This window comes from Pseudoflavonifractor intestinihominis (assembly GCF_040096055.1).
Classification (GTDB): Bacteria; Bacillota; Clostridia; order Oscillospirales; family Oscillospiraceae; genus Pseudoflavonifractor; species Pseudoflavonifractor intestinihominis.
Genome location: NZ_JBBMFK010000004.1, coordinates 118,978 through 139,291 on the forward strand (window position 1 = coordinate 118,978; position 20,314 = coordinate 139,291).

Here is a 20,314-nt window from a genome sequence, read left to right on the forward strand (position 1 = left end):
TTACGGTACGAGAGGTTTGGAGTGAGGTATTGATGAACATCCTTTTCACCTGCGGCGGCACCGCGGGACATATCAATCCGGCGGTGGCGCTGGCCCGGCTCTTTCAGGAGCGGAATCCGGGCTGCCGCATCCTCTTTGTGGGAGCGGACGGGGGCATGGAGACCCGCCTGGTACCCAAGGAGGGGTATGACATCCGCACGGTGACCATCACTAACTTCCAGCGGTCCCTGACCCCGGCGGCGGTGGGCCACAACCTGAAGACCCTCTTCAACATGGGCCGCTCCAAGAAGCAGGCCAACGCTATCCTGAACGAGTTCAAGCCCGACCTGGTGGTGGGCACCGGCGGCTACGCCTCCTACCCGGTGGTCAACGCCGCCGCCAAGCGGCACATCCCCACCGCGGTCCACGAGTCCAACGCGGTCCCCGGTCTGACCACCAAGGCCCTGTCCAAGGTGGTGGACGTGGTGATGGTGGGCTTTGAGGAGAGCCGGAACCACTACGAGCATCCGGAGAAGGTGGTGGTGACGGGCACCCCCGTCCGGGGCGACTTCTTCCGGTACACCAGGAAGGAGGCCCGGGAGAAGCTGGGCATTGCCGACGACCGGCCCCTGCTGCTGTCCTTCTTCGGCTCCCTGGGTGCGGCGGTGATGAACGACCTGATGGTGGACGTCATCGCCCAGGAGTGCGCCCAGGGCGCGCCCTTCCGCCACATCCACGGCGGCGGCCGGGACTTTCAGCGGATGCAGGCGGCCCTGTCCCGGAAGGGCGTCAGCCTGAAGGACACCGGCGTGGAGCTGCGGGAGTACATCTACGATATGCCGCTTATCATGGCGGCCGCCGACCTGGTGGTCTGCCGGGCGGGGGCCTCCACCATCTCGGAGATCTCCGCCATCGCCAAGCCCTCGGTGCTGGTGCCCTCCCCCAACGTGGTAGCCGACCACCAGACCAAGAACGCCAAGGTGCTCTCCGACCGGGGTGCGGCGGTGCTGCTGCCCGAGAAGGAGTGCGCCGGCAAGCCGGAGGTGCTGCTGGAGCTGCTTAACGGCCTGATGGCCGACAGCGCCCGCCGGGAGGACATGAGCCGGAACCTGCGGGAGATGGCCGTGCCCGACGCCAGCGAGCACATCTACCAGACCCTGGTGGGTTTGATGAAGAAAGGCTGAGATCCGTCCCATTTCAGCGTCCTTTGCCCTCTTTGCCCCGGGAACGCCCCTGGGAAGGGCCGCATAGTATGGCCTGAGTGAAAACAAGACCAACTTTGCGGAGGACGGAGGATATGAGTATTTTTCTGGTGGAGGGCGGCAGGCGGCTGGAGGGGACGGTCCGCGCCCACGGCGCCAAGAACAGCGTGCTGCCCATTCTGGCGGCCACAATCCTGGGCAGGGGGGAGAGCGTCATCCGCAACTGCCCCGACCTGTCGGACGTGACCGCGTCCCTGGCCATTCTGGAGCACTTGGGCTGCAAAACGGCCCGGGAGGGGGACACGGTGCGGGTGGACGCCTCCAGCCTGTCCCGGTGCGACGTGCCCGACAACCTGATGCGGGAGATGCGCTCTTCGGTCATCTTCCTGGGGGCCATCCTGGGCCGGATGGGGGAGGCGGTGCTGTCCGCCCCCGGGGGCTGCGAGCTGGGCCCCAGGCCCATCGATCTCCACCTGGCCTCCATCCGGGCCCTGGGGGGCGCGGTGGACGAGGCCGGCGGCGCCCTGCGCTGCACTGGCGGACACCTGACCGGTGCGGACATCGTGCTCTCCATCCCCAGCGTGGGGGCCACGGAGAACACCATGCTGGCGGCGGTGGCCGCCGATGGGGTCACCACCATCACCAACGCCGCCCGGGAGCCGGAGATCGCCGATCTCCAGGCCTTCCTGCGCGCCATGGGGGCGGACGTCCGGGGGGCGGGCAGCTCCATGATCACCATCCGGGGGGGACTGCCCCTCCACGGGGCGGAGCACACTGTCATGGGCGACCGCATCGTGGCCGCTACATACCTGGCGGCGGCCGCCGCCGCGGGAGGGGAGATCGAGGTCACCGGCGCAGACTGCCGCCACCTGTCCACGGTGACAGCGGTGCTCAGCCAGGCGGGCTGCAAGGTCCGCAGCGACGACAGCCGGATCTCCCTCTCCCGGTCCGGCCCCATGCGGGGGGTCAGCCCGGTGCGCACCGCGCCCTATCCCGGCTTTCCCACCGACGCCCAGGCGCCCCTGATGGCGGCCCTGACCACGGCGGCGGGGACCTCGGTCTTTGTGGAGAACATCTTTGAGAGCCGCTACCGCCACGTGGATGAGCTCGCCCGCATGGGAGCCCATATCCGGGTGGAGGGAAGGGTGGCCGTGGTATTCGGCGTGGAGCGGCTGAAGGCCGCGGCAGTCCACGCCGCCGACCTGCGGGGCGGCGCAGCCCTGGTGGTGGCTGCCCTGGGGGCGGAGGGACGGAGCAGGATCTCCGGCCTCCACCACGTGGATCGGGGCTACCAGGACCTGGACGGGGCCCTGCGCAGCCTGGGGGCGGACATCGTCCGCCGGGAAGCGGACGGATAAGGGAAACTTAAGAATTTCCTCACACATTTTTCGATTATCTCCGGTATACTGAGAAGAAAAAACAGGCCGCCGGGCCCAGCCCGGCGGCAGCAGAGGAGCAGGGAAATGGCGGCGAGACGGAACAAGCGCAAGCGGCGGAACAGAGGACGCTTCGGCTTCCTCTATAAAGTGCTGTCCGCCGCCGTGATCGTAGCGGCGATCGTGGCGGGCTGCGCGGTGTTCTTCCGGGTGGAGAACATCGAGGTCAACGGCCAGTCGGCCTACACGGCGGACCAGATCATCAGCGCCGCCGAGGTGGAGCAGGGGGACAACCTCTTTGCCGTCAACAAGTTCAAGGTCATGCGGCAGATCATCTCCCGCTTGCCCTATGTGGACGAGATCTCCGTGTCCCGCCGCCTGCCTGACACCCTGGTCATCAACGTGACCGAGTGTGTGCCCGCGGCGGCCATCCAGGGCGGCGACGCCTGGTGGATCATCGATACCAAGGGCAAGATCCTGGAGCGGACCGACGAGACCCGGGCGGCGGAGTTCCCGCCCCTCACCGGCCTGACGCCGGACAGCCCCGTGGTGGGCGAGCAGCTGAAGGCGGCGGAAGGGGAGGAGAACAAGCTCTCCAGCCTGGAGAAGCTCTTCGCGGCCCTGGCCGCCCGGGGCATGACGGACCAGGCCGAGAGCTTTGACCTGACCGCCATCAACTTCATCAAAATGGGCTACGGCGGCCGGTTCACGGTGAAGATCCCCATGAACACCGACTTCAACCAGGCGGCCAAGATCCTGGAGGCGGCCATCGGGGCCCTGGAGGAGACCGACCGGGGCGTCATCGACCTGACCCTGGACGAGCCCCACTTTATCCCCTACGCATCCCTGCTGGGCTGAGAGATCCGGCGGGAAGGAAGGAGAAGCGATGGAACAGACCGAACGCAGGAAGAAAAACCGGGGTGAGCTGGCCATCGGCGGCGTGTGCGTGCTGCTGGGCATCCTGCTGGCGGTGCAGCTGCGCAGCGTCAAGGTGAACAGCGCCGCCGACGCCACCAGCGCAGGGCGCCTGGAGACCCTCCAGCAGCTCTACAACGAGACCGTGGACAACCTGGAGACCACCAAGGCCCAGCTGGAGCAGGTGCAGGCCGAGCTCCAGACCTACCGGGACGAGGCCGCCTCGGGCAGCGGCGAGAGCGAGGCCCTGCGGGCCGAGGTGGACAAGCTGGAGATGGAGGCCGGCCTGGTGGAGGTGGTTGGACCGGGCGTGATGGTGAGCCTGCAGGACTCCAGCGCCGCCAACGTCACCGGCGACGAGGCCGACTACCTCATCCACGACAACGACCTGCTCTCGGTGCTCAACGAGCTGCGGGACGCGGGGGCGGAGGCCATCTCCCTCAACGGGGAGCGGATCATGGCCACCACCGAGATCCGCTGCGCCGGGTCGGTGGTCATCGTCAACGGCCGGCGGTACACCGCGCCCTTTGTGTTCAACGCCATCGGCGACCCCGACACCCTCTACTCCGCCCTCACCATGCGCAACGGCGTGGTGGACGTGCTGGGGCAGTGGAAGATCGAGGTGAAGGTGACCCCCAGCGAGATGCTCACCGTGCCCGCCTACAACGGGGTCATCGACTTCCAGTACGCCAAGCCCTCCACCGCCCAGAGCGAGGGCACGGAAGGGGGCGCTGTGGGATGATCGAATTTGCCGGACTGATCGTGGGACTGGTCATCGGCTGCTTCCTGCCCTGGCACGTGCCCAGCCAGTACAGCCTCTATGTGGCCACCGGCCTGCTGGCCGCCCTGGACTCCGCTCTGGGCGGCATGAACGCCCGCATCAAAAAGACCTTCAACCTGTCCATCTTCCTGTCCGGGTTCTTCGGCAACGCCATCATCGCCGTGTTCCTGACCTGGCTGGGGGACAAGCTGGGACTGCCCCTATATCTTGCGGCGGTGGTGGTCTTCGGCACCCGCATGTTCCAAAACTTTGCGGAAATCCGGCGGGAACTATTGACCTCACGCCAAAAGAAGGCTAGAATAGAACGAGACATAAATAATGGTCAGACCTCAGAAAATGAGCTGCCATAATTTTCATAAAAAGAGAGATTTCACTTCTTTCACATAGGAGGAGCAGTTATGCCTTTTGGATTGGACAGCGGCCCCGATACGGTAGTTACCATTAAGGTCATCGGCGTCGGCGGCGGCGGCAACAACGTGGTCAACCGGATGGTGAAGTCCGGGATGAAGGGCGTGGATTTTATCGCGGTGAACACGGATAAGCAGGCGCTTACCGTGTCCAGCGCTACCTATAAGATTCAGATCGGCGAGAAGCTGACCGGCGGCCAGGGCGCGGGCAGCGACCCCGAGGTGGGCCGCAAGTCCGCCGAGGAGAGCCGCAGCCAGATCTCCAAGGCCCTGGAGGACGCGGACATGGTCTTCATCACCGCCGGCATGGGCGGCGGCACCGGCACCGGCGCGGCCCCCATCGTGGCGGACATCGCCAAGGAGATGGGCATCCTCACCGTGGGCGTGGTCACCAAGCCCTTCAAGTTTGAGGGCCGCCGCCGCATGATGCAGGCGGAAAAGGGCATCGAGGAGCTGCGCACCCGGGTGGACAGCCTGGTCATCATCCCCAACGAGCGCCTCAAGTACGCCACCGACCAGAAGATCACCTTCGCCAACGCATTCGAGATCGCCGACGATGTGCTGCGCCAGGCGGTGCAGTCCATCTCCGACCTGATCAGCAACACCGGCTTCATCAACCTGGACTTTGCCGACGTAACCGCGGTCATGCAGAACGCGGGCATGGCCCACATGGGCGTGGGCCGGGCCGCCGGCAAGAACAAGGCCGAGGAGGCCGCCAAGATGGCCATCTCCAGCCCCCTGCTGGAGACCTCCATCAACGGCGCCAAGGGCGTGCTGGTCAACGTGACCGGCTCCATGGACATCGGCCTGGAGGAAGTGGAGACCGCCGCCAACCTGGTGCAGGAGGCCGCCCACGAGGAGGCCAACATCATCTTCGGCGCCGCCTTTGACGACTCCCTGGACGACGAGATCCGGGTCACCGTCATCGCCACCGGCTTCGAGGAGGTGGAGAGCAAGATCTCCGCCACCCCCTTCTCCAGAGGCGGGGAGCAGAAGGCGCCTGCCGCCGCTGCCGCCGCCGCTCAGGCCCCCAAGACCCTGGAGCCCATGACGGAGGCCGACTCCAAGATCGAGGACGACCCCTTCAACGACATCTTCAAGATCTTCAACCGGGGAAAATAACACTGTGACGCTGCACGCCGGTCTGCTCTCGGGCAGACCGGCGTGGTTTTTCGCCGGAGGCTGGCATACCTGGGGCTTCCCGGGTTGCATTCCAGAAAAAACAGGCTTATAATAATGTCTGCTGAATCAGCGGCAATGCGTTTGATCGATGCGGTACAGCCGCATAATTCTTTCAAACGGCGCACACCGGAGGTTTGAAAGAATTTATCCATTGCCATAATGTATGTTACGATAGGATCTGCCGGACAGGCCGCCTCAGGGTTTGGCCGTGGGGCTGCCGGCGGGAGATCCGGCGAATCGCATGGAGAAGGAGTGATATGCGCCGTGAGCAGCGACCCTCTGAGTCGAACGTGGAAGAAAAACAGGACCAGCACGGCGCATGGAGGCTGAAGGGCGGAGGCGGTCCGCCCCATGTCTGCGGCGCCCATGCCGCTGGCGGAGCGCGTCACGCACCCATCCAAGGCCCGCGCCATCGCGGGATTTGGATGAGGGTATGACAGGGCGTTTTCCGCGGCGGCCTCAAAAAAGGACGCGCGGACCTCTCCCGGCAGGTGCGGGAACGGCTGCGGCCGGCGCCTCGACGGCGGCCCTTGTCCCGATCATGTGACGGACAAGGGCGGACTGCCGCATTGCGGGCGCTGCGGAGACCGAGCCTGCCTGTCCCCGGCGCGTCGGAAAGACGTGATTTGAATGCTCTCCATCCATAAGACCATTGACAAGAAGATGACCCGGCTGGACGCCATCCAGGACGGCTGCTGGATCAACCTGACCTACCCCACCGAGGACGAGCTGAACACCGTGTCCGAGGCGCTGAACGTGGACTCCGGGTTTCTCCGGGCCGCCCTGGACGAGGAGGAGACCTCCCGTATCGACACGGAGGACGGCCAGACCCTGATTATCATCGACGTACCTGCCGTGGAGAAGGACGACGCGGTGGTCTACTCCACCATCCCTCTGGGCATCATCGTGACGGAAAAGCACATCATCACCGTCTGCCTGAAGGAATCCTCCATTGTGAAGGACTTCCAGGACGGTCTGGTGAAGAACGCAGAGACCCAGAAGCGGACCCGGTTCATCCTCTACATGCTGCTCCAGGTGGCCAAACGCTTCCTGCAATACCTGAAGCAGATCGACAAGATCTACAACTACATGGAGCGCCACCTCTACAAGTCCCAGCGGAACAAGGAGCTCATCCAGCTGCTGGACCTGGAGAAGTCCCTGGTCTACTTCAACACCTCCCTGAAGGCCAACGAGGTCACCCTGGAGAAGATCCTCCGTGGCCGCATCATCACCCTCTACGAGGAGGACCACGACCTGCTGGAGGATGTGCTGATCGAGGTCCGTCAGGCCATTGAGATGGCCAACATCTACTCCTCCATCATCTCCGGCATGATGGACGCCTTCGCCTCGGTCATCTCCAACAACCTGAACGTGATCATGAAGGTGCTGACCTCCATCACCGTTTTGCTCACAGTGCCGAATATCATCTTCGGATTCTATGGAATGAACATCACCGCCGGCCTGCCCCTGGATCAGTTCTGGTGGATTCCCCTGATTTTGGCCATCCTGATCCTCAGCATCGTGGCCCTGATCCTGAAAAAACACGATTTGTTTTAACTGCGAAGTGATTCCGCATGTCCCCCAACAGGGGACATGCGGAATTTGTATATTATGACGAAAATCTCTGGGGCCGGAGACAATTAGCAGTTGACAATTTGGACAAATGATATATAATTCACAATGTGCTGCAAAAAGCTCTGCCCTGCGGGAAAGAGGGCAGAGGGCCCAAAAGCAGCACAGAAAAAACGCGGATAGTGGAAAGGAATGCATGAAATGAAGAAAAGCAAACGCGTACTCAGCCTGGTTGCGGCCGGCGCCCTGCTCCTGACGGCGGCCTGCTCCAACGCTCCCTCTGCGGAGAGCCCCTCCGGCACCCCCTCTGCCAGCCAGCCTCAGGCCAGTGAGCCCGCTCAGACCACTGCGGCCAACGGCGTCTACGAGGGCAAGGGTACCGGCTACGGCGGTGAGGTGTCCGTCCTGGTGACCGTGGAAGACGGACAGATGACCGACCTGCGGCTGCTGGACAACCATGAAACGGCTCCTGTTGTCAACCGGGCGTTCCCCATTCTGAAGGAGCGCATTCTGGAGGCCCAGTCCCCCGTGGTGGACAGCGTCTCCAGCGCCACCTTCACCTCCTTCGCCGTAAAGGCCGCTGTGGCCGACGCTGCCAGCCAGTACGGCCAGGACTTCGGTGAGATCACCATGACCACCGCCAGCGCGGAGACCCCCGCCGCTCCCGAGGATACCTCCACCCAGCTGGTGGTGGTGGGCGGCGGCCCTGCCGGTCTCGCCGCCGCCATCTCCGCCAAGCAGAGCGGCGTGGAGAACGTGATCCTCATCGAGAAGCTGGGCATCCTGTCCGGCAACGGCAAGTTCGACATGAACTTCTTTGACCTCATCAACTCCAAGGCCCAGCACAAGGCGGGCATTGAGTATACCATCGAGCAGTTCATCGAGGAGAAGAAGGATGCCGGCAACACTCCCGAGCGCCTCCAGGCCTGGGCTGAGGGCGAGTGGACCCTGGACGCCTGGCTCCGCGACATGGACATCCTGCTCAACCAGTCCAACGGCGGCACCAACCACATGGCGGAGAGCGACGTCTACGCCGGCGACCACATCCAGACCGGTCTGGAGAAGGAGGCCTATGAGCTGGGCGTTGACATCCGCCTGGACAACAAGGGCACCGACCTCATCATGGAGGACGGCGTGTGCAAGGGCGTTGTGGTGGAGACCAAGGGCGGCACCTACAACATCACCGCCGACGCTGTGGTGGTGGCCACCGGCGGCTTCTGCAACAACAAGGAGCTGCTGGCCAAGTACGCCCCCGGCTATGAGGTGCTGGAGACCTCCAACTCCATGGGTACCACCGGCGACTTCATCCCCGTGTTTGAGAAGAACGGCTTCGGCCTGGAGAACATGGGCAAGATGTCCGTCTTCTCCTACATCCTCAACCCCCGCCGTGACCTGACCGGCGGCGGCTCCGGCTTCCTGCTGGTGAACAAGGACGGCGCCCGCTTTGTGGATGAGGCCTCCACCTCCGGACTGACCCTGGGCACCGCCATTCTGGCCCAGCCCGACGGCGCTGCATTCTATCTGGCTGACCGCACCCTGTATGAGGACAACTACCGCACCCGCAAGCACGTGGCCGCCGGCTACTATCAGCAGGGCGAGACCCTGGACGAGCTGGCCGAAAAGCTGGGGATCGACGCCGAGGGCCTGAAGGCCTCTGTGGCGGACTACAACGCCAACCTGCCCGAGGGCGCCCGTCCCTTTGATGCCGAGGGCCCCTACTACGGCGCCAAGGTTCAGACCGCCAACCACATGACCAAGGGCGGCGTCACCGCCGACGAGCGGGCCCAGGTCCTCTATGAGGACGGCACCGTGGTGCCCGGCCTGTATGCCGCCGGTGAGGTCACCTGGATCAGCGGCGCTTACAGCGCGGCTGTCACCTTCGGCCGCATCGCCGGCGCCTCCGTGGCGGAGGACATCCTGTAAGCCGCCTTTGCCGCTGAGGGCATAAATCCACCTCAAAAAGCGTGCTGCTCTCTGAGCAGCACGCTTTTTTGCACATTTTTGCGTGAATTTGAGGACGGATGGCGAAATGTTTCATATAAAATAAGATTGAAAAACCGGGTTTTACAAAAACATTATGTATCCATTCATAAAATAGAAACAATTTCACGGTATAATAATCAGCAAGCTATCACTTTAATCAGCGAAATTACTGGGCCGCACGGAGGCGGCGTTTCCCGGAAAAAGGAGGTCTGACAATGGCAAGCAATCCGAATTACAATGAAGTGACGCCTGAGGTGACCGAGTTGGCCAATCTGGCCCTGGCCAACAGCAGTATTTCCCCCGACGACTACGTGAAGTACGACGTAAAGCGGGGACTGCGTGATCTCAACGGTAAGGGCGTCGTTGCGGGCCTGACCGAGATATCGGAGATCGTGGCCAAGAAGCTGGTGGACGGCAAGGAGATGCCCTGTGACGGTGAGCTCTACTACCGCGGCATCAACGTGGAGCAGCTGGTCAGCGGGGCGCTGAAGGAGAAGCGGTTCGGCTTTGAAGAGACCGCCTATCTGCTCCTTGTGGGCCGCCTGCCCAACGCCGAGGAGCTCTCCGCCTTCCGGGGCCAGCTCTCGTACTACCGCTCCCTGCCCACCAATTTTGTCCGGGACGTGATCCTCAAGGCCCCCAGCAGGGACATCATGAACTCCCTGGCCCGCAGCGTGCTCAACCTGGCCGCCTACGACGAGCGGGCGGACGACACCTCCCTGCCCAACGTAATGCGCCAGTGCCTGCAGATGATCGCCGTATTCCCCCTGCTGGCGGTGTACGGCTACCAGGCCTACAACTATAAGGAGGGCAACAGCCTGTATATCCACGCCCCCAGGGCGGAGCTGTCCATGGCGGAGAATATTCTGGCCCTGCTGCGGCCCGATGCGTCCTACTCCTTCTGGGAGGCCCACGTGCTGGACGTGTGCCTCACCCTCCACGCCGAGCACGGCGGCGGCAACAACTCCACCTTCACCACCCACGTGGTCACCTCCTCCGGCACGGATACATACTCCTGCATGGCGGCGGCCCTGGCCTCCCTGAAGGGCCCCAAGCACGGCGGCGCCAATATCAAGGTCATCCGCATGTTTGAGGACATGAAGGAGAAGGTGCGGGACTGGAAGGATGAGGATGAGGTGAAGGCCTACCTCCAGGCCCTGCTGGACCGGAAGGCCTTTGACAAGGCGGGCCTCATCTACGGCATGGGCCACGCGGTGTACTCCCTGTCCGACCCCCGGGCCAATATCCTCCGGTCCTTTGTGGAGCGGCTGTCCCGGGAGAAGGGCCGCACCGAGGAGTACGAGCTCTACTCCCTGGTGGAGCGGCTGGGTCCCCAGATCATTGCGGGCGACCGCAAGATCTACAAGGGCGTGTCCGCCAACGTGGACTTCTACTCCGGCTTTGTCTACCATATGCTGGACCTGCCCCTGGAGCTGTACACCCCCATCTTTGCCCTGGCACGTGTGGCGGGCTGGAGCGCCCACCGCATCGAGGAGCTCATCAACATGGGCAAGATCATCCGTCCCGCCTACCAGTACGTGGGACACCGGCAGCCCTACAAGACCCTGGAGGAGCGCTGAATCCAGAGAAAACAGACAGGAGGGCGGATGCAGACGCATCCGCCCTCCTGTTGCCTCAGAGAGGGGATTCAGCCGGTCAGACCGGGGAAGAGCAGATAGATGACGGCGCCCAGCACGCCGGCGCCCAGCATGACCCACACCGGGTCGGGCTTCCACTTCCGCAGCACCACAAAGCCCACGAGGAAGAGGCCGACCGCCACCAGGTCGGGGAGGGCAGGCACAAAGCCGCCCTCACCCCAGAAGGCGGTGATCAGGATGGACAGGCCGGCGGAGGCGATAAGGGCCACCACGGCGGGGCGCAGCCCGTAGAGGGCGCCCTGAATGGCGGTGAGCTTCTGGTAGCGGTAGTAGAGGAAGGCCAGCAGGGAGACGATGATGCAGGAGGGGAACACACAGCCCACAGTGGCGATGATGGCGCCGGGCAGCCCGGCGATCTGGGTGCCCACAAAGGTGGCTGAGTTGATGGCGATGGGGCCGGGGGTCATCTGGGAGATGGTGATCAGGTCGGTGAACTCGGACATGGTGAGCCAGCCGTGGCCGTCCACCACCTGGGCCTGGATCAGGGGCAGGGCGGCATAGCCGCCGCCGAAGCTGAACAGGCCCACCTGGAAGAAGCTCCAGAAGAGCTGGAGATAGATCATACCTGCCCCTCCTCTTCTCCCGGGTTCCGGAGGCGGAACAGGGTGGCCAGAATGCCGATGGCGGCACAGGCCAGGATGATCCAGATGACGTTGACCCCCAGGAACCAGGTGACGGCAAAGGAGACCACCATAATGACCGTGGCCAGCCAATCCCGCTGGCGGAGGATGTTGCCCGCCATGTCCACCACAACGCTGGCGATCACGGCGGCCACACCGGCCTGCATGCCCCGGAGCACGGCGGCCACCACCGGATTGGATTTGAAGGCGGAGTAGAACAGGGAGAGCACAGAGAGGACGATAAGGGGCGGCAGCACGGTGCCCAGAATGGCGACCGCGGCCCCGGGCAGACCGGCCACACGGTATCCCACCAGAATGGAGGCGTTGACCGCGATCGGTCCGGGCGCCGACTGGGCGATGGCGGTCAGGTCCAGCATCTCCTGTTCCTCCAGCCAGCCCAGATTGTCCACAAAGCGCTGCTTCATCAGCGGGACGATGACGTATCCGCCGCCAAAGGTGAAGGCGGAGAGCAGAAATGTGGACGAGAAGAGCCGCCAGTACAGGGCAGGCCCGCGTTTTTCCATAGAAATCCCTCATTTTCGGTAAATTGTGGGCAGCCACTATTATAATACGGAAGGGGAGCGGCTGCAACCATGAAATCTCCGCTGCAAGGAGCGCCATAAAATCCTCTTGACATTCCCCCTGGAGGAGGGGTTATTCTGATAGGGAAGAGACAGGCGGCCGCAGGGGCCGCCAACATGCGGGAAGACGGAAAGGAGCCGGAGCAATGACACCTGTGAAGCTGGATACTGACGTGCTGGTGCTGGGAGGCGGCAGCGGCGGACTGTGCGCGGCCATGGCGGCCCGGGAGGCGGGCGCCCGGGTGACCCTGGTGTACAAGACGGGGGGCAACGCCACCGCCGTGGCGGCGGGCGGGTATGCCGTGGTGCTGCCCGACGCGGCGGATGACTCGGCGGACCACCTGATGGCGGATGCCCTCCGCAGCGGCGCGGGCCTGGTGGACCAGACCCTGCTGCGCCGGCTGGCCGAGCGGTCCTACCCCGCCATCCAGCGGGTGACAGACTGGGGCGTGGCGTTCTACCGGAACGAGGACGGCAGCTACCGCCGCTTCCGCTCCGGCGGCCACACGGTGCCCCGGTCCCTGCGGTGCGCCTCCGGACGGGGCAGCGACGCCTACGGCGTCCTCTTCCGCCGGGCGGGGGAGCAGGGCGTGACCATGCTGAAAAATGTCCTCATCACCCAGCTGCTGCTGAAGGACGGCCGGGTGTGCGGCGCGGCGGGCGTGGACGGGGAGGGCAAGCCCCTGATGATCGCCGCCAGGACGGTGGTGCTGGCCACCGGCGGCATGGCCGCCCTCTACGAGCACACCACCACCGCCCCCGGCCTCACCGGCGAGGGGTACATCCTGGCCCTGGAGGCAGGCTGCCGCCTGCGGGACATGGAGTTTGTCCAGTTCATGCCCACCACCCTGGCCGCGCCTCCCAGCCTGAAGGGCAAGCTGGTCAACGACACCCTCCGGGGCGAGGGGGCTATCATGCGCAACAAGGACGGGGAGCGGTTTATGGAGCGCTACGACCCGGTGCTGAAGGATATGGCGGCCCGGGACATCCTGTCCGCCGCCATCGCCAAGGAGGTGGCCGCGGGCCGGGGCAGCCCCATGGGGGGCGCGTATGTGGACGCCCGGCACATCCCGGAAAAAGCCCTGCTCCAGAGCTTCGGCGCGTGCAAGGCCCTGCGGGCGGCGGGGATCGACCCGTCCAGGGACCTGATCGAGGTGGTGCCCGCGGCCCACTTCTCCTGCGGCGGCGTGGTCATCGATGTGGACTGCCACACCGATGTGCCCGGACTGTACGCCGTGGGCGAGGTGACCGGCGGCATCCACGGCGCCAACCGGCTGGGGGCCACGGCCCTGACCGAGAATGTGGTCTTCGGCCAGACCGCCGGACAGCTGGCGGCGGAGGAGGCGGAAAAGACGCCCCTGCCCGCCGATCTGGCCTGGGAGGCGCCCGGCCAGTGCAGCGACTGCCCGCCCGACCCGGAGACCGAGGCGGTGCTCACCGGCGGGGAGAAGAGCATCCACCACATCCTCTGGCAGTACGGCGGCATCCTGCGGGACGCCCGGGGCCTGACCCAGGGCCTGGTGGAGCTGGGGCATCTGGACCGGCAGCTCTCCGACCTGCCCACCCCCAACTTTGTCCAGCAGCAGAAGAAGCGCCGCCTGACCCAGCTGGTCTATCTGGCCAGCCTGGTACTCCAGGCCGCCCTGCGGCGGACCGAGAGCCGGGGCTGCCACACCCGCACCGACTTCCCCGACACCGACCCCAACCAGCAGGAGAGCATCATCCTCTCCCTGAAGCCTTGAATAAGAGAAGTGCCCGGAGCTTTCGCTCCGGGCACTTCGTCTGTATGGGGTTACTCCTGTGAGAGGGCGTCGCCGAAGAAGTCGCTGTATCGGAAGGAGACGCCGTTGTCCATGGAGAAGAGCAGGTCCTCCACAGGCAGAACTTCCGCGGGGACGTTGAGGGCAAACCAGCCGTTGGCAGCCGCTGAGGTACGCAGCGTATAGGGAGGTTCGCCAGCAGTCTGGACGGTGATTTCCGCCGTGTTGTAGGGCACGTCGGGGCCGTCGAAATCGGTCCAGGTGGAGCTGCCCAGGAAGCCGAACACCAGGGCGTTTTCTTCATCGTACCGCAGCACACCGGCGGTGACCCGGGGGCTCATCAGGGGCGGGCAGGTGCCCCGCTCCGAGAGACGCCAGGTGCCGTCCTCATTCCGCCAGGCCAGCCGGGCCGCATAGCCCACCTCGCCGTTCCCGGTCCAGCTGCCGATGATCAGATAGCTGATCTCAGGGCTCTCATAGGGCGTGGCCACCACCACCTCATAGCCGTCCTCAGTGGCCAGGAAGGCGTCCACGGCCTTGTCCACGGGGAAGTCGGTCAGCCGGTCGTTGACCGGGAAATTGTCCTCATCTACAAAGGTCAGAGAGAGCGGGTCCTCGGGCTGGCCGGTCCGGGCGGGAATCCACTCCAGATGGAGCACCTTGCCCTCCGCGCCCTCGGCCAGACGGCCCAGCATGTCTCCGGGTTCCACCTGCTCGCCAACCGTCACATAGAGTTCCGACAGATTGGCATAGCGGAAGGAGCCCTCCTCACAGGAAACAAGGATGTAATTCCCGTACTGAGGGTCCGTGCCTGTCTCCGTGACTGTGCCGGAGCAGACGGAGGCAACGGCGACTGCGACAATGTCCACACCCGGGTGGTCCTGGGAGAAGGGGCGGGCGATCTGGTAGTGGCTGATGGCGGGCCAGAGATAGCCGCTGTAGGTGATGGGCTGACGGGCGGACTCAGTCAGGCCAACCACCTGCTCATCTCCGTCCAGATAGAGGGTGTAGCCCGAGTTCAGGCGGCCCTCCAGCGAGACCATGGCGGCGGAGTAAGGAAGGGGAGAAATCTGCTCAAAGCCGTGCATGAAGAGGTTTACGGGGAAGTCGGGGTCGGAAAGAGCGTAGGTACGCTCACTTCCGTCCGCGGTCCGGAAAGTGAGGGAGCTGTCGGAGAAGGAGACCACCTGCCCCGTCAGCCGGGTGGGGAAGGGTGCGCCGCTCAGGGTGAAGTCCTCCGGGGTAAGCTGCCGGCCGGTGGCGTCCAGGGCCTGGTACTCATCCTGATTCGCCTCGGAGAACTGCACGTCGCTGGCGTATGTGGCGTAGAAAACCGTATCCTCTGTCTCGGCCAGAATTTCCATTTGGGAGGGATAGGCGCCTTCTGGGTCGCCGCCCCATGCCTCATAAAAGGCGTCCCGGTCCTCTGTATATACGCTCAGGAGCCAGCCGCCCATTTCATCCCGGTTTTTCAGGTAGAAGCCCCAGCTGTCCGGCCCCTCTGCCACCTCGTACAGCCCGGCCCAGTTCTCGGGCAGCTGAAGGGTGAAGCCCCAGACCTGGCTGGTGTAGGAGGGATTGGCCACTGTCCGCACCACGGGCAGCAGGTCCACGGTGATGCTCCGCTCGCCGTTCTCCGGGTCGGGCAGGGCGGCGTCCAGGGTGAGCTCGGTGACGGAGGAGAGGCCCCGCGACGCCAGCAGCTCCTCGTCCTGAGTACGGATGGCGGCAATCTGGGCGTCGGTGAGGGGGATGGTGTAGGTTTCGCCCGCCTCCCAGTCGGTGCCGTCCAGGAAGTGGAGGCTCATGCCGCTGCCGCCCTCCATCTCTTGTCGTCCCGCGATGTGGATGGACCAGTCGGAGGCGGGGGCGTAGCCCGCCGGAACGGTGAAGGTGAGGGTGGCGGTATCGGGGTCAAAGGCAATGCTCTCCGTTAGTGCGTCCAGGGCCTCCTGGGCGGTGAGGGTGTTTCCGGACGGAGTTTCCCCGCCGTCCACCTGCTCACAGGCCACCAGGCCGCCCAGGGCCAGCACCAGGGCCAGGGCACAGCACAGCAGGGGGATACCCCGGCGCTTTTTCAGGAACAGGTTGCCCAGCCGGTCCTTTAGCTGCCCCTTCCCGCTGCCGAAGCGGGTGGACAGGGCAGGGCCGGAGGCATCCGCGGCGGCCTGGAGCAGCACCTGACCGTACGCCCGCCGTCCGCCGCCGTTCAGGCTGCGGATCACCGCCTCGTCACAGCACAGCTCCAGGTTGCGGCCCGCCTCCCGGGCCATCCACCACACCAGGGGGTTGAACCAGTGGACCGCGTTGGCCAGCAGCATGACCGCCTTGTAGGCCACGTCCCTGCGCTTCAGGTGGAGCAGCTCGTGGCGGAGGGTCAGGTCCAGCTCATTGTCCGCCAGGTCCCGGGTGGGGAGAAGGATCACCGGCCGGACCAGTCCCAGCATCATGGGGGAGCTGACGGCGGCAGAGCGCATCAGCCCCACGGACCGCCGGATGTGCAGTTCCTGCCGGAGGGAGGAGCACTTGTCCGCCTGTTCCGGGGCAGGGGGCAGGGCGAGGCGGAGCAGCCGCCGCCGGGCCAGCAGGTAGGAAATGCAGTGGAACGCCAGAAAGACCCCCGCGCCCGCCAGCCAGAGAATGGCCAGCAGCTGGGTGGAGTGGATGGTCACAGGCTCAGTCTCCGGGGCGGTCTGGGTCTGCTGGGGCAGAGGCTCCACCGGGGTGAGGGCAGTCTGCCCGGCGGGCTGCTGGGGCAGGGTGGAGACCTGGCTCTGCACTGGCGCAGGGCGCTGAACCGGCGCGGAGATGGAGTAGGACGGCACCTCCACCGTGACGGCGGGGGCGGACCGGCTCAGCTGGACTGGCAGAACCAGCCGCAGAGCCAGCAGGAGAAAGAGCACGTACAGGGTGGGGGCGGCGTACCGGTGGCGGATGCGCCGGGCCAGGAGCAGCAGGGGCAGCAGCACGGCGGAGCAGGCCGCCGACACGGTGAGCACGCGCAGGAGCAGATCTTCCATTTACCTCGCCTCCTCTTCCAGTTGGTCCAGGTAGGCCCGCAGCTCGGCCACATCCTCTTGGCGCAGGCTGCCGCCGTCGTGGAGTGCGGCAGCAAAGCGGCGGAGAGAGCCGGCGTAGAGCTTGCCCAGAACGGTCTTTCCCTCCTCCTCCTGATAGCGGGCCTTGGAGACCAGAGGGGCGTACAGGTTGGTCTTGCCCTCCTTGCGGCAGGAGAGGAAGCCTTTCTCCTCCAGCCGCTTCAGGTAGCTGTGGAGGGCGCTGGCGGTGAGGGGGCGGTCCAGGGCGGAGAGGATCTCCGGCGCAGTGATCGCGCCCTCGGCGGCCCACACGGCCAGCATGATGTCCAGCTCGGACTCGGGCAGGCGCTTGAAGCCATCCATAGGGGGTACCTCCTTTTCTGCAAATGCAAATCTTATCTTCAAGTATATTCTACATTTGCAGAAAATACTTGTCAAGAGGAATTTCTGCTTTTGCAGAAAATAAGAAACCGGGCGAAAAACAAGTGATACAGAGAGAAGCCCAGCGAAAGACTGGATTTTCGGGCAGGTTTTCCCTTGACCGGCTGAGAAGGCAAAGGTATAATACAGACGAAGTTAGACGCAAGAAACTTTTTTGGATAGGATGGAGTTTTCCATGAGAACGGAGAAGGAAAAAAGGACCCTGGAGGACCTGGTCCCTGGCGAGCGTGGCATCATCCTCCGGGTGGGCAGCGACAAGGGCGCGGTGAAGCGCCGCCTGGTGGACATGGGCCTGACGCCGGGTACGGAAGTGATGGTGCGGAAGGTGGCCCCCTTCGGCGACCCCATCGAGGTCAATCTGCGGGGCTACGAGCTGTCCCTGCGGAAGGAGGACGCGGCCCAGATCACCCTGGCCATGGGAGAAGAGGCTCAGGCCTGCCGCAGCGAGCGGAAGCGCCGGTCCGGCATGATCCAGCGGGTGCCCGACGAGGAGACCCTGCGGCGGATGAGCGCCGCCCACCAGCACGAGGAGGAGGAGCACAGCTCCGTGCCCGACTACGCCAGCCACGACACCCGTGAGATGAAGCTGGCCCTGGTGGGCAACCCCAACTGCGGCAAGACCACCCTGTTCAACGCCCTCACCGGCTCCAACCAGTACGTGGGCAACTGGCCGGGCGTCACGGTGGAGAAGAAGGAGGGCAAGGCCGAGGTGGATGGCAAGAGTGTCACCGTGGTGGATCTGCCCGGCATTTACTCCCTGTCCCCCTACTCCATGGAGGAGATCGTGGCCCGGGACTTTATCGTGGGGGAGCACCCGGACGCCATCATCGACATCATCGACGCCACCAACATCGAGCGGAACCTGTACCTCACCGCCCAGCTGCTGGAGCTGGAGCGGCCCATGGTCATCGCCCTGAACTTCATGGACGAGGCCCGGCGCCACGGGGACAAGATCGACTGCCAGCGGCTGTCCGAGCTGCTGGGCGTGCCGGTGATCCCCATCACCGCCCGCACCGGTGAGAACATCCAGGAGCTGCTGCGGGTGGCCCACCAGCAGATGCACGTGGGCGTCACCCTGGAGCCCGACGACCTGTACGACGACTACACCCACCTGATCCACCACCAGGTGGGCGAGCTGATCCACGACCGGGCCTATGAGATCGGCCTGCCCGCCCACTGGGCCTCCATCAAGCTCATTGAGGGGGACGCCCTGGTGGAGAAGGCCCTGGACCTGCCGGCTGAGACCAAGCAAAAGCTGGAAAAAATCTTCCACGACTACGAGGAGGCCTACGCCCTGGGCGACCGGGAGACCCTGATCGCCGACGCCCGGTACCAGTTCATCCAGCGGGTGACCAGCGTGTCGGTGGAAAAGGGACGGAAGGCGGGGGAGCTGACCCTGTCGGACAAGATCGACTCCATCGTCACCCACAAGTGGTTCGCCGTGCCCGTGTTCCTGCTGATGATGCTGGCCATGTTCTCCCTCACCTTCGGGCCTGGCGTGTTCCTGTCCGACCGGATCGAGGACCTGATGGGCGCCCTGGGCACCTGGGTCTCCGGCGCCCTGGCCGCGGCGGATACCGCCCCCTGGGTGTCCAGCCTGCTGGTGGACGGCATTATCTCCGGCGTGGGCGGCGTGCTCACCTTCCTGCCCCAGATCGCCCTGCTGTTCCTGTTCCTCTCCCTGCTGGAGGACTCGGGCTACATGGCCCGGGCGGCCTTCATCATGGACCGGCTGCTCCGCCGGTTTGGCCTGAGCGGCAAGGCCTTCATCCCCATGCTGATGGGCTTCGGCTGCACGGTGCCCGCCGTTATGGGCGCCCGCACCATGGAGAATGAGAAGGACCGCCGCATGACCATCATGCTGGTGCCCTTCATGTCCTGCTCCGCCCGTCTGCCGGTGTACGGCCTGCTGTCCGCCGCCTTCTTCCCCCAGTACGCCGGTCTGGTGGTCTTCTCCCTGTACATCATCGGCCTGCTGATGGCCGTCTGCTCCGGCCTGATCCTGAAAAAGACCATATTCAAGGGCGAGCCCGCCGCCTTTGTGCTGGAGCTGCCCCCCTACCGCCTGCCAACCCTGAAGAACTGCCTGATGCACGTGTGGGAGAAGGTCCGGGGCTTTCTGGTGAAGGCGGGCACCCTGATCCTGGCCATGAGCGTGGTGCTGTGGTTCCTCAAGTCCTTCGGCTGGAACGGTGGCCTGGTCATGGTGGAGGACGCCAGACAGTCCCTGCTGGGCGGCATCGGCGGCATCATCGCCCCCATCCTGGTGCCCCTGGGCTTCGGCACCTGGCAGGCCGCGGTGGCCCTGCTGTCCGGCCTGATCGCCAAGGAGGCGGTGGTCTCCTCCATGAGCCTGTTCTATGGCTTCTCCCTGAGCGCCAGCGGCGCGGTGGTGGCCTCCGCCCTGTCCGGCACCTTCCAGACCCCGGTGGCGGCCTACGCCTTCCTGGTCTTCGTGCTGCTGTACGTGCCCTGTGTGGCGGCTGTGTCCACCATCCACAAGGAGATGAACTCCACCAAGTGGACCATCCGGTCCATCCTGTGGCAGCTGTGCTGCGCCTATCTCATCTCCTTCCTGGTGTACCAGGTGGGCAGCCTGATCTTCTGAGTTGCGCGGTGAAATCCGCGGGAGGTTTTCTGTGAAATACATCATCTATGGAGCTGTGGCCGTTCTGGCGGTGTGGGCGGTGGTCTATCTGGTCCGCCATGTCCGCCGCCAGCTCAAGGGCGACTGCGGCTCCTGCGGCGGGTGCAGCGGCGACTGCTCCTGCTGCGGAAAAAAGAACAGCTGAAAACAAAAACGCGTGCGTCTCCGGAGA

Annotated in this window: 16 protein-coding genes; 12 read left to right on the forward strand and 4 right to left on the reverse strand. The window is 64.7% G+C overall.

Annotated features, from left to right (window positions below):
• The first annotated feature begins 32 nt into the window (after positions 1-32).
• The 9 genes from murG (at position 33) to WMO64_RS03950 (ending at position 10,977) form a co-directional block, all read left to right on the forward strand.
• Complete coding sequence (gene murG / locus WMO64_RS03910; RefSeq protein ID WP_294517393.1) at positions 33-1,163, forward strand: undecaprenyldiphospho-muramoylpentapeptide beta-N-acetylglucosaminyltransferase; 1,131 nt, start codon at positions 33-35, stop codon at positions 1,161-1,163.
• 113 nt (positions 1,164-1,276) lie between these two features.
• Positions 1,277-2,539: a UDP-N-acetylglucosamine 1-carboxyvinyltransferase gene (gene murA / locus WMO64_RS03915; protein WP_294517241.1), complete on the forward strand. Its 1,263-nt coding sequence runs from the start codon at positions 1,277-1,279 to the stop codon at positions 2,537-2,539.
• A gap of 105 nt (positions 2,540-2,644) precedes the next feature.
• Positions 2,645-3,415: a cell division protein FtsQ/DivIB gene (locus WMO64_RS03920; protein ID WP_294517239.1), complete on the forward strand. Its 771-nt coding sequence runs from the start codon at positions 2,645-2,647 to the stop codon at positions 3,413-3,415.
• Positions 3,416-3,443: 28 nt separating this feature from the next.
• The gene (locus tag WMO64_RS03925) at positions 3,444-4,214 is read left to right on the forward strand and encodes a DUF881 domain-containing protein (RefSeq protein WP_294517237.1); all 771 of its coding nucleotides are present in this window, start codon (positions 3,444-3,446) and stop codon (positions 4,212-4,214) included.
• Positions 4,211-4,603, forward strand: a complete 393-nt coding sequence (locus tag WMO64_RS03930; RefSeq protein ID WP_294517235.1) for a small basic family protein — start codon at positions 4,211-4,213, stop codon at positions 4,601-4,603. Before WMO64_RS03925 ends, WMO64_RS03930 begins: the two co-directional genes overlap by 4 nt.
• 48 nt (positions 4,604-4,651) lie before the next feature.
• Positions 4,652-5,782 (forward strand): cell division protein FtsZ, encoded by a 1,131-nt coding sequence (gene ftsZ / locus WMO64_RS03935; protein ID WP_294517233.1) that lies wholly within the window; start codon positions 4,652-4,654, stop codon positions 5,780-5,782.
• A 690-nt stretch (positions 5,783-6,472) separates the two neighbouring features.
• Complete coding sequence (locus WMO64_RS03940) at positions 6,473-7,399, forward strand: magnesium transporter CorA family protein (protein ID WP_294517231.1); 927 nt, start codon at positions 6,473-6,475, stop codon at positions 7,397-7,399.
• 216 nt (positions 7,400-7,615) lie between these two features.
• Positions 7,616-9,337 (forward strand): FAD-binding protein, encoded by a 1,722-nt coding sequence (locus tag WMO64_RS03945; protein ID WP_294517229.1) that lies wholly within the window; start codon positions 7,616-7,618, stop codon positions 9,335-9,337.
• A gap of 275 nt (positions 9,338-9,612) precedes the next feature.
• Positions 9,613-10,977, forward strand: coding sequence for a citrate/2-methylcitrate synthase (locus WMO64_RS03950; protein WP_294517226.1), 1,365 nt, complete (start codon positions 9,613-9,615; stop codon positions 10,975-10,977).
• Between the two features lie 68 nt (positions 10,978-11,045).
• On the opposite strand, the gene WMO64_RS03955 is transcribed toward WMO64_RS03950, so the two are convergent.
• Together WMO64_RS03955 and WMO64_RS03960 are read right to left on the reverse strand one after the other, a co-directional pair.
• Positions 11,046-11,618 (reverse strand): chromate transporter, encoded by a 573-nt coding sequence (locus tag WMO64_RS03955; RefSeq protein ID WP_349231080.1) that lies wholly within the window; start codon positions 11,616-11,618, stop codon positions 11,046-11,048.
• Complete coding sequence (locus WMO64_RS03960; protein ID WP_349231081.1) at positions 11,615-12,199, reverse strand: chromate transporter; 585 nt, start codon at positions 12,197-12,199, stop codon at positions 11,615-11,617. Before WMO64_RS03960 ends, WMO64_RS03955 begins: the two co-directional genes overlap by 4 nt.
• A gap of 203 nt (positions 12,200-12,402) precedes the next feature.
• Here WMO64_RS03960 and WMO64_RS03965 point away from each other — a divergent pair, with 203 nt between their 5' ends.
• A complete protein-coding gene (locus WMO64_RS03965) occupies positions 12,403-13,998 on the forward strand; it encodes an L-aspartate oxidase (protein ID WP_349231082.1) in 1,596 nt (531 codons plus the stop codon).
• A 50-nt stretch (positions 13,999-14,048) separates the two neighbouring features.
• Here the strand turns inward: WMO64_RS03965 and WMO64_RS03970 are convergent, their stop codons facing one another.
• On the reverse strand, positions 14,049-17,036 hold the full coding sequence (locus WMO64_RS03970; protein WP_349231083.1) for a M56 family metallopeptidase: 2,988 nt from the start codon (positions 17,034-17,036) through the stop codon (positions 14,049-14,051).
• Positions 17,037-17,417, reverse strand: coding sequence for a BlaI/MecI/CopY family transcriptional regulator (locus WMO64_RS03975; RefSeq protein WP_294517215.1), 381 nt, complete (start codon positions 17,415-17,417; stop codon positions 17,037-17,039).
• 253 nt (positions 17,418-17,670) lie between these two features.
• Between WMO64_RS03975 and feoB the strand changes: the two genes are divergently transcribed.
• Entirely contained in the window at positions 17,671-20,103 is a 2,433-nt protein-coding gene (gene feoB / locus WMO64_RS03980) for a ferrous iron transport protein B (RefSeq protein ID WP_294517212.1), read from the forward strand.
• A 31-nt stretch (positions 20,104-20,134) separates the two neighbouring features.
• Positions 20,135-20,287: a FeoB-associated Cys-rich membrane protein gene (locus WMO64_RS03985; protein ID WP_294517210.1), complete on the forward strand. Its 153-nt coding sequence runs from the start codon at positions 20,135-20,137 to the stop codon at positions 20,285-20,287.
• The last annotated feature ends 27 nt before the right edge of the window (positions 20,288-20,314 follow it).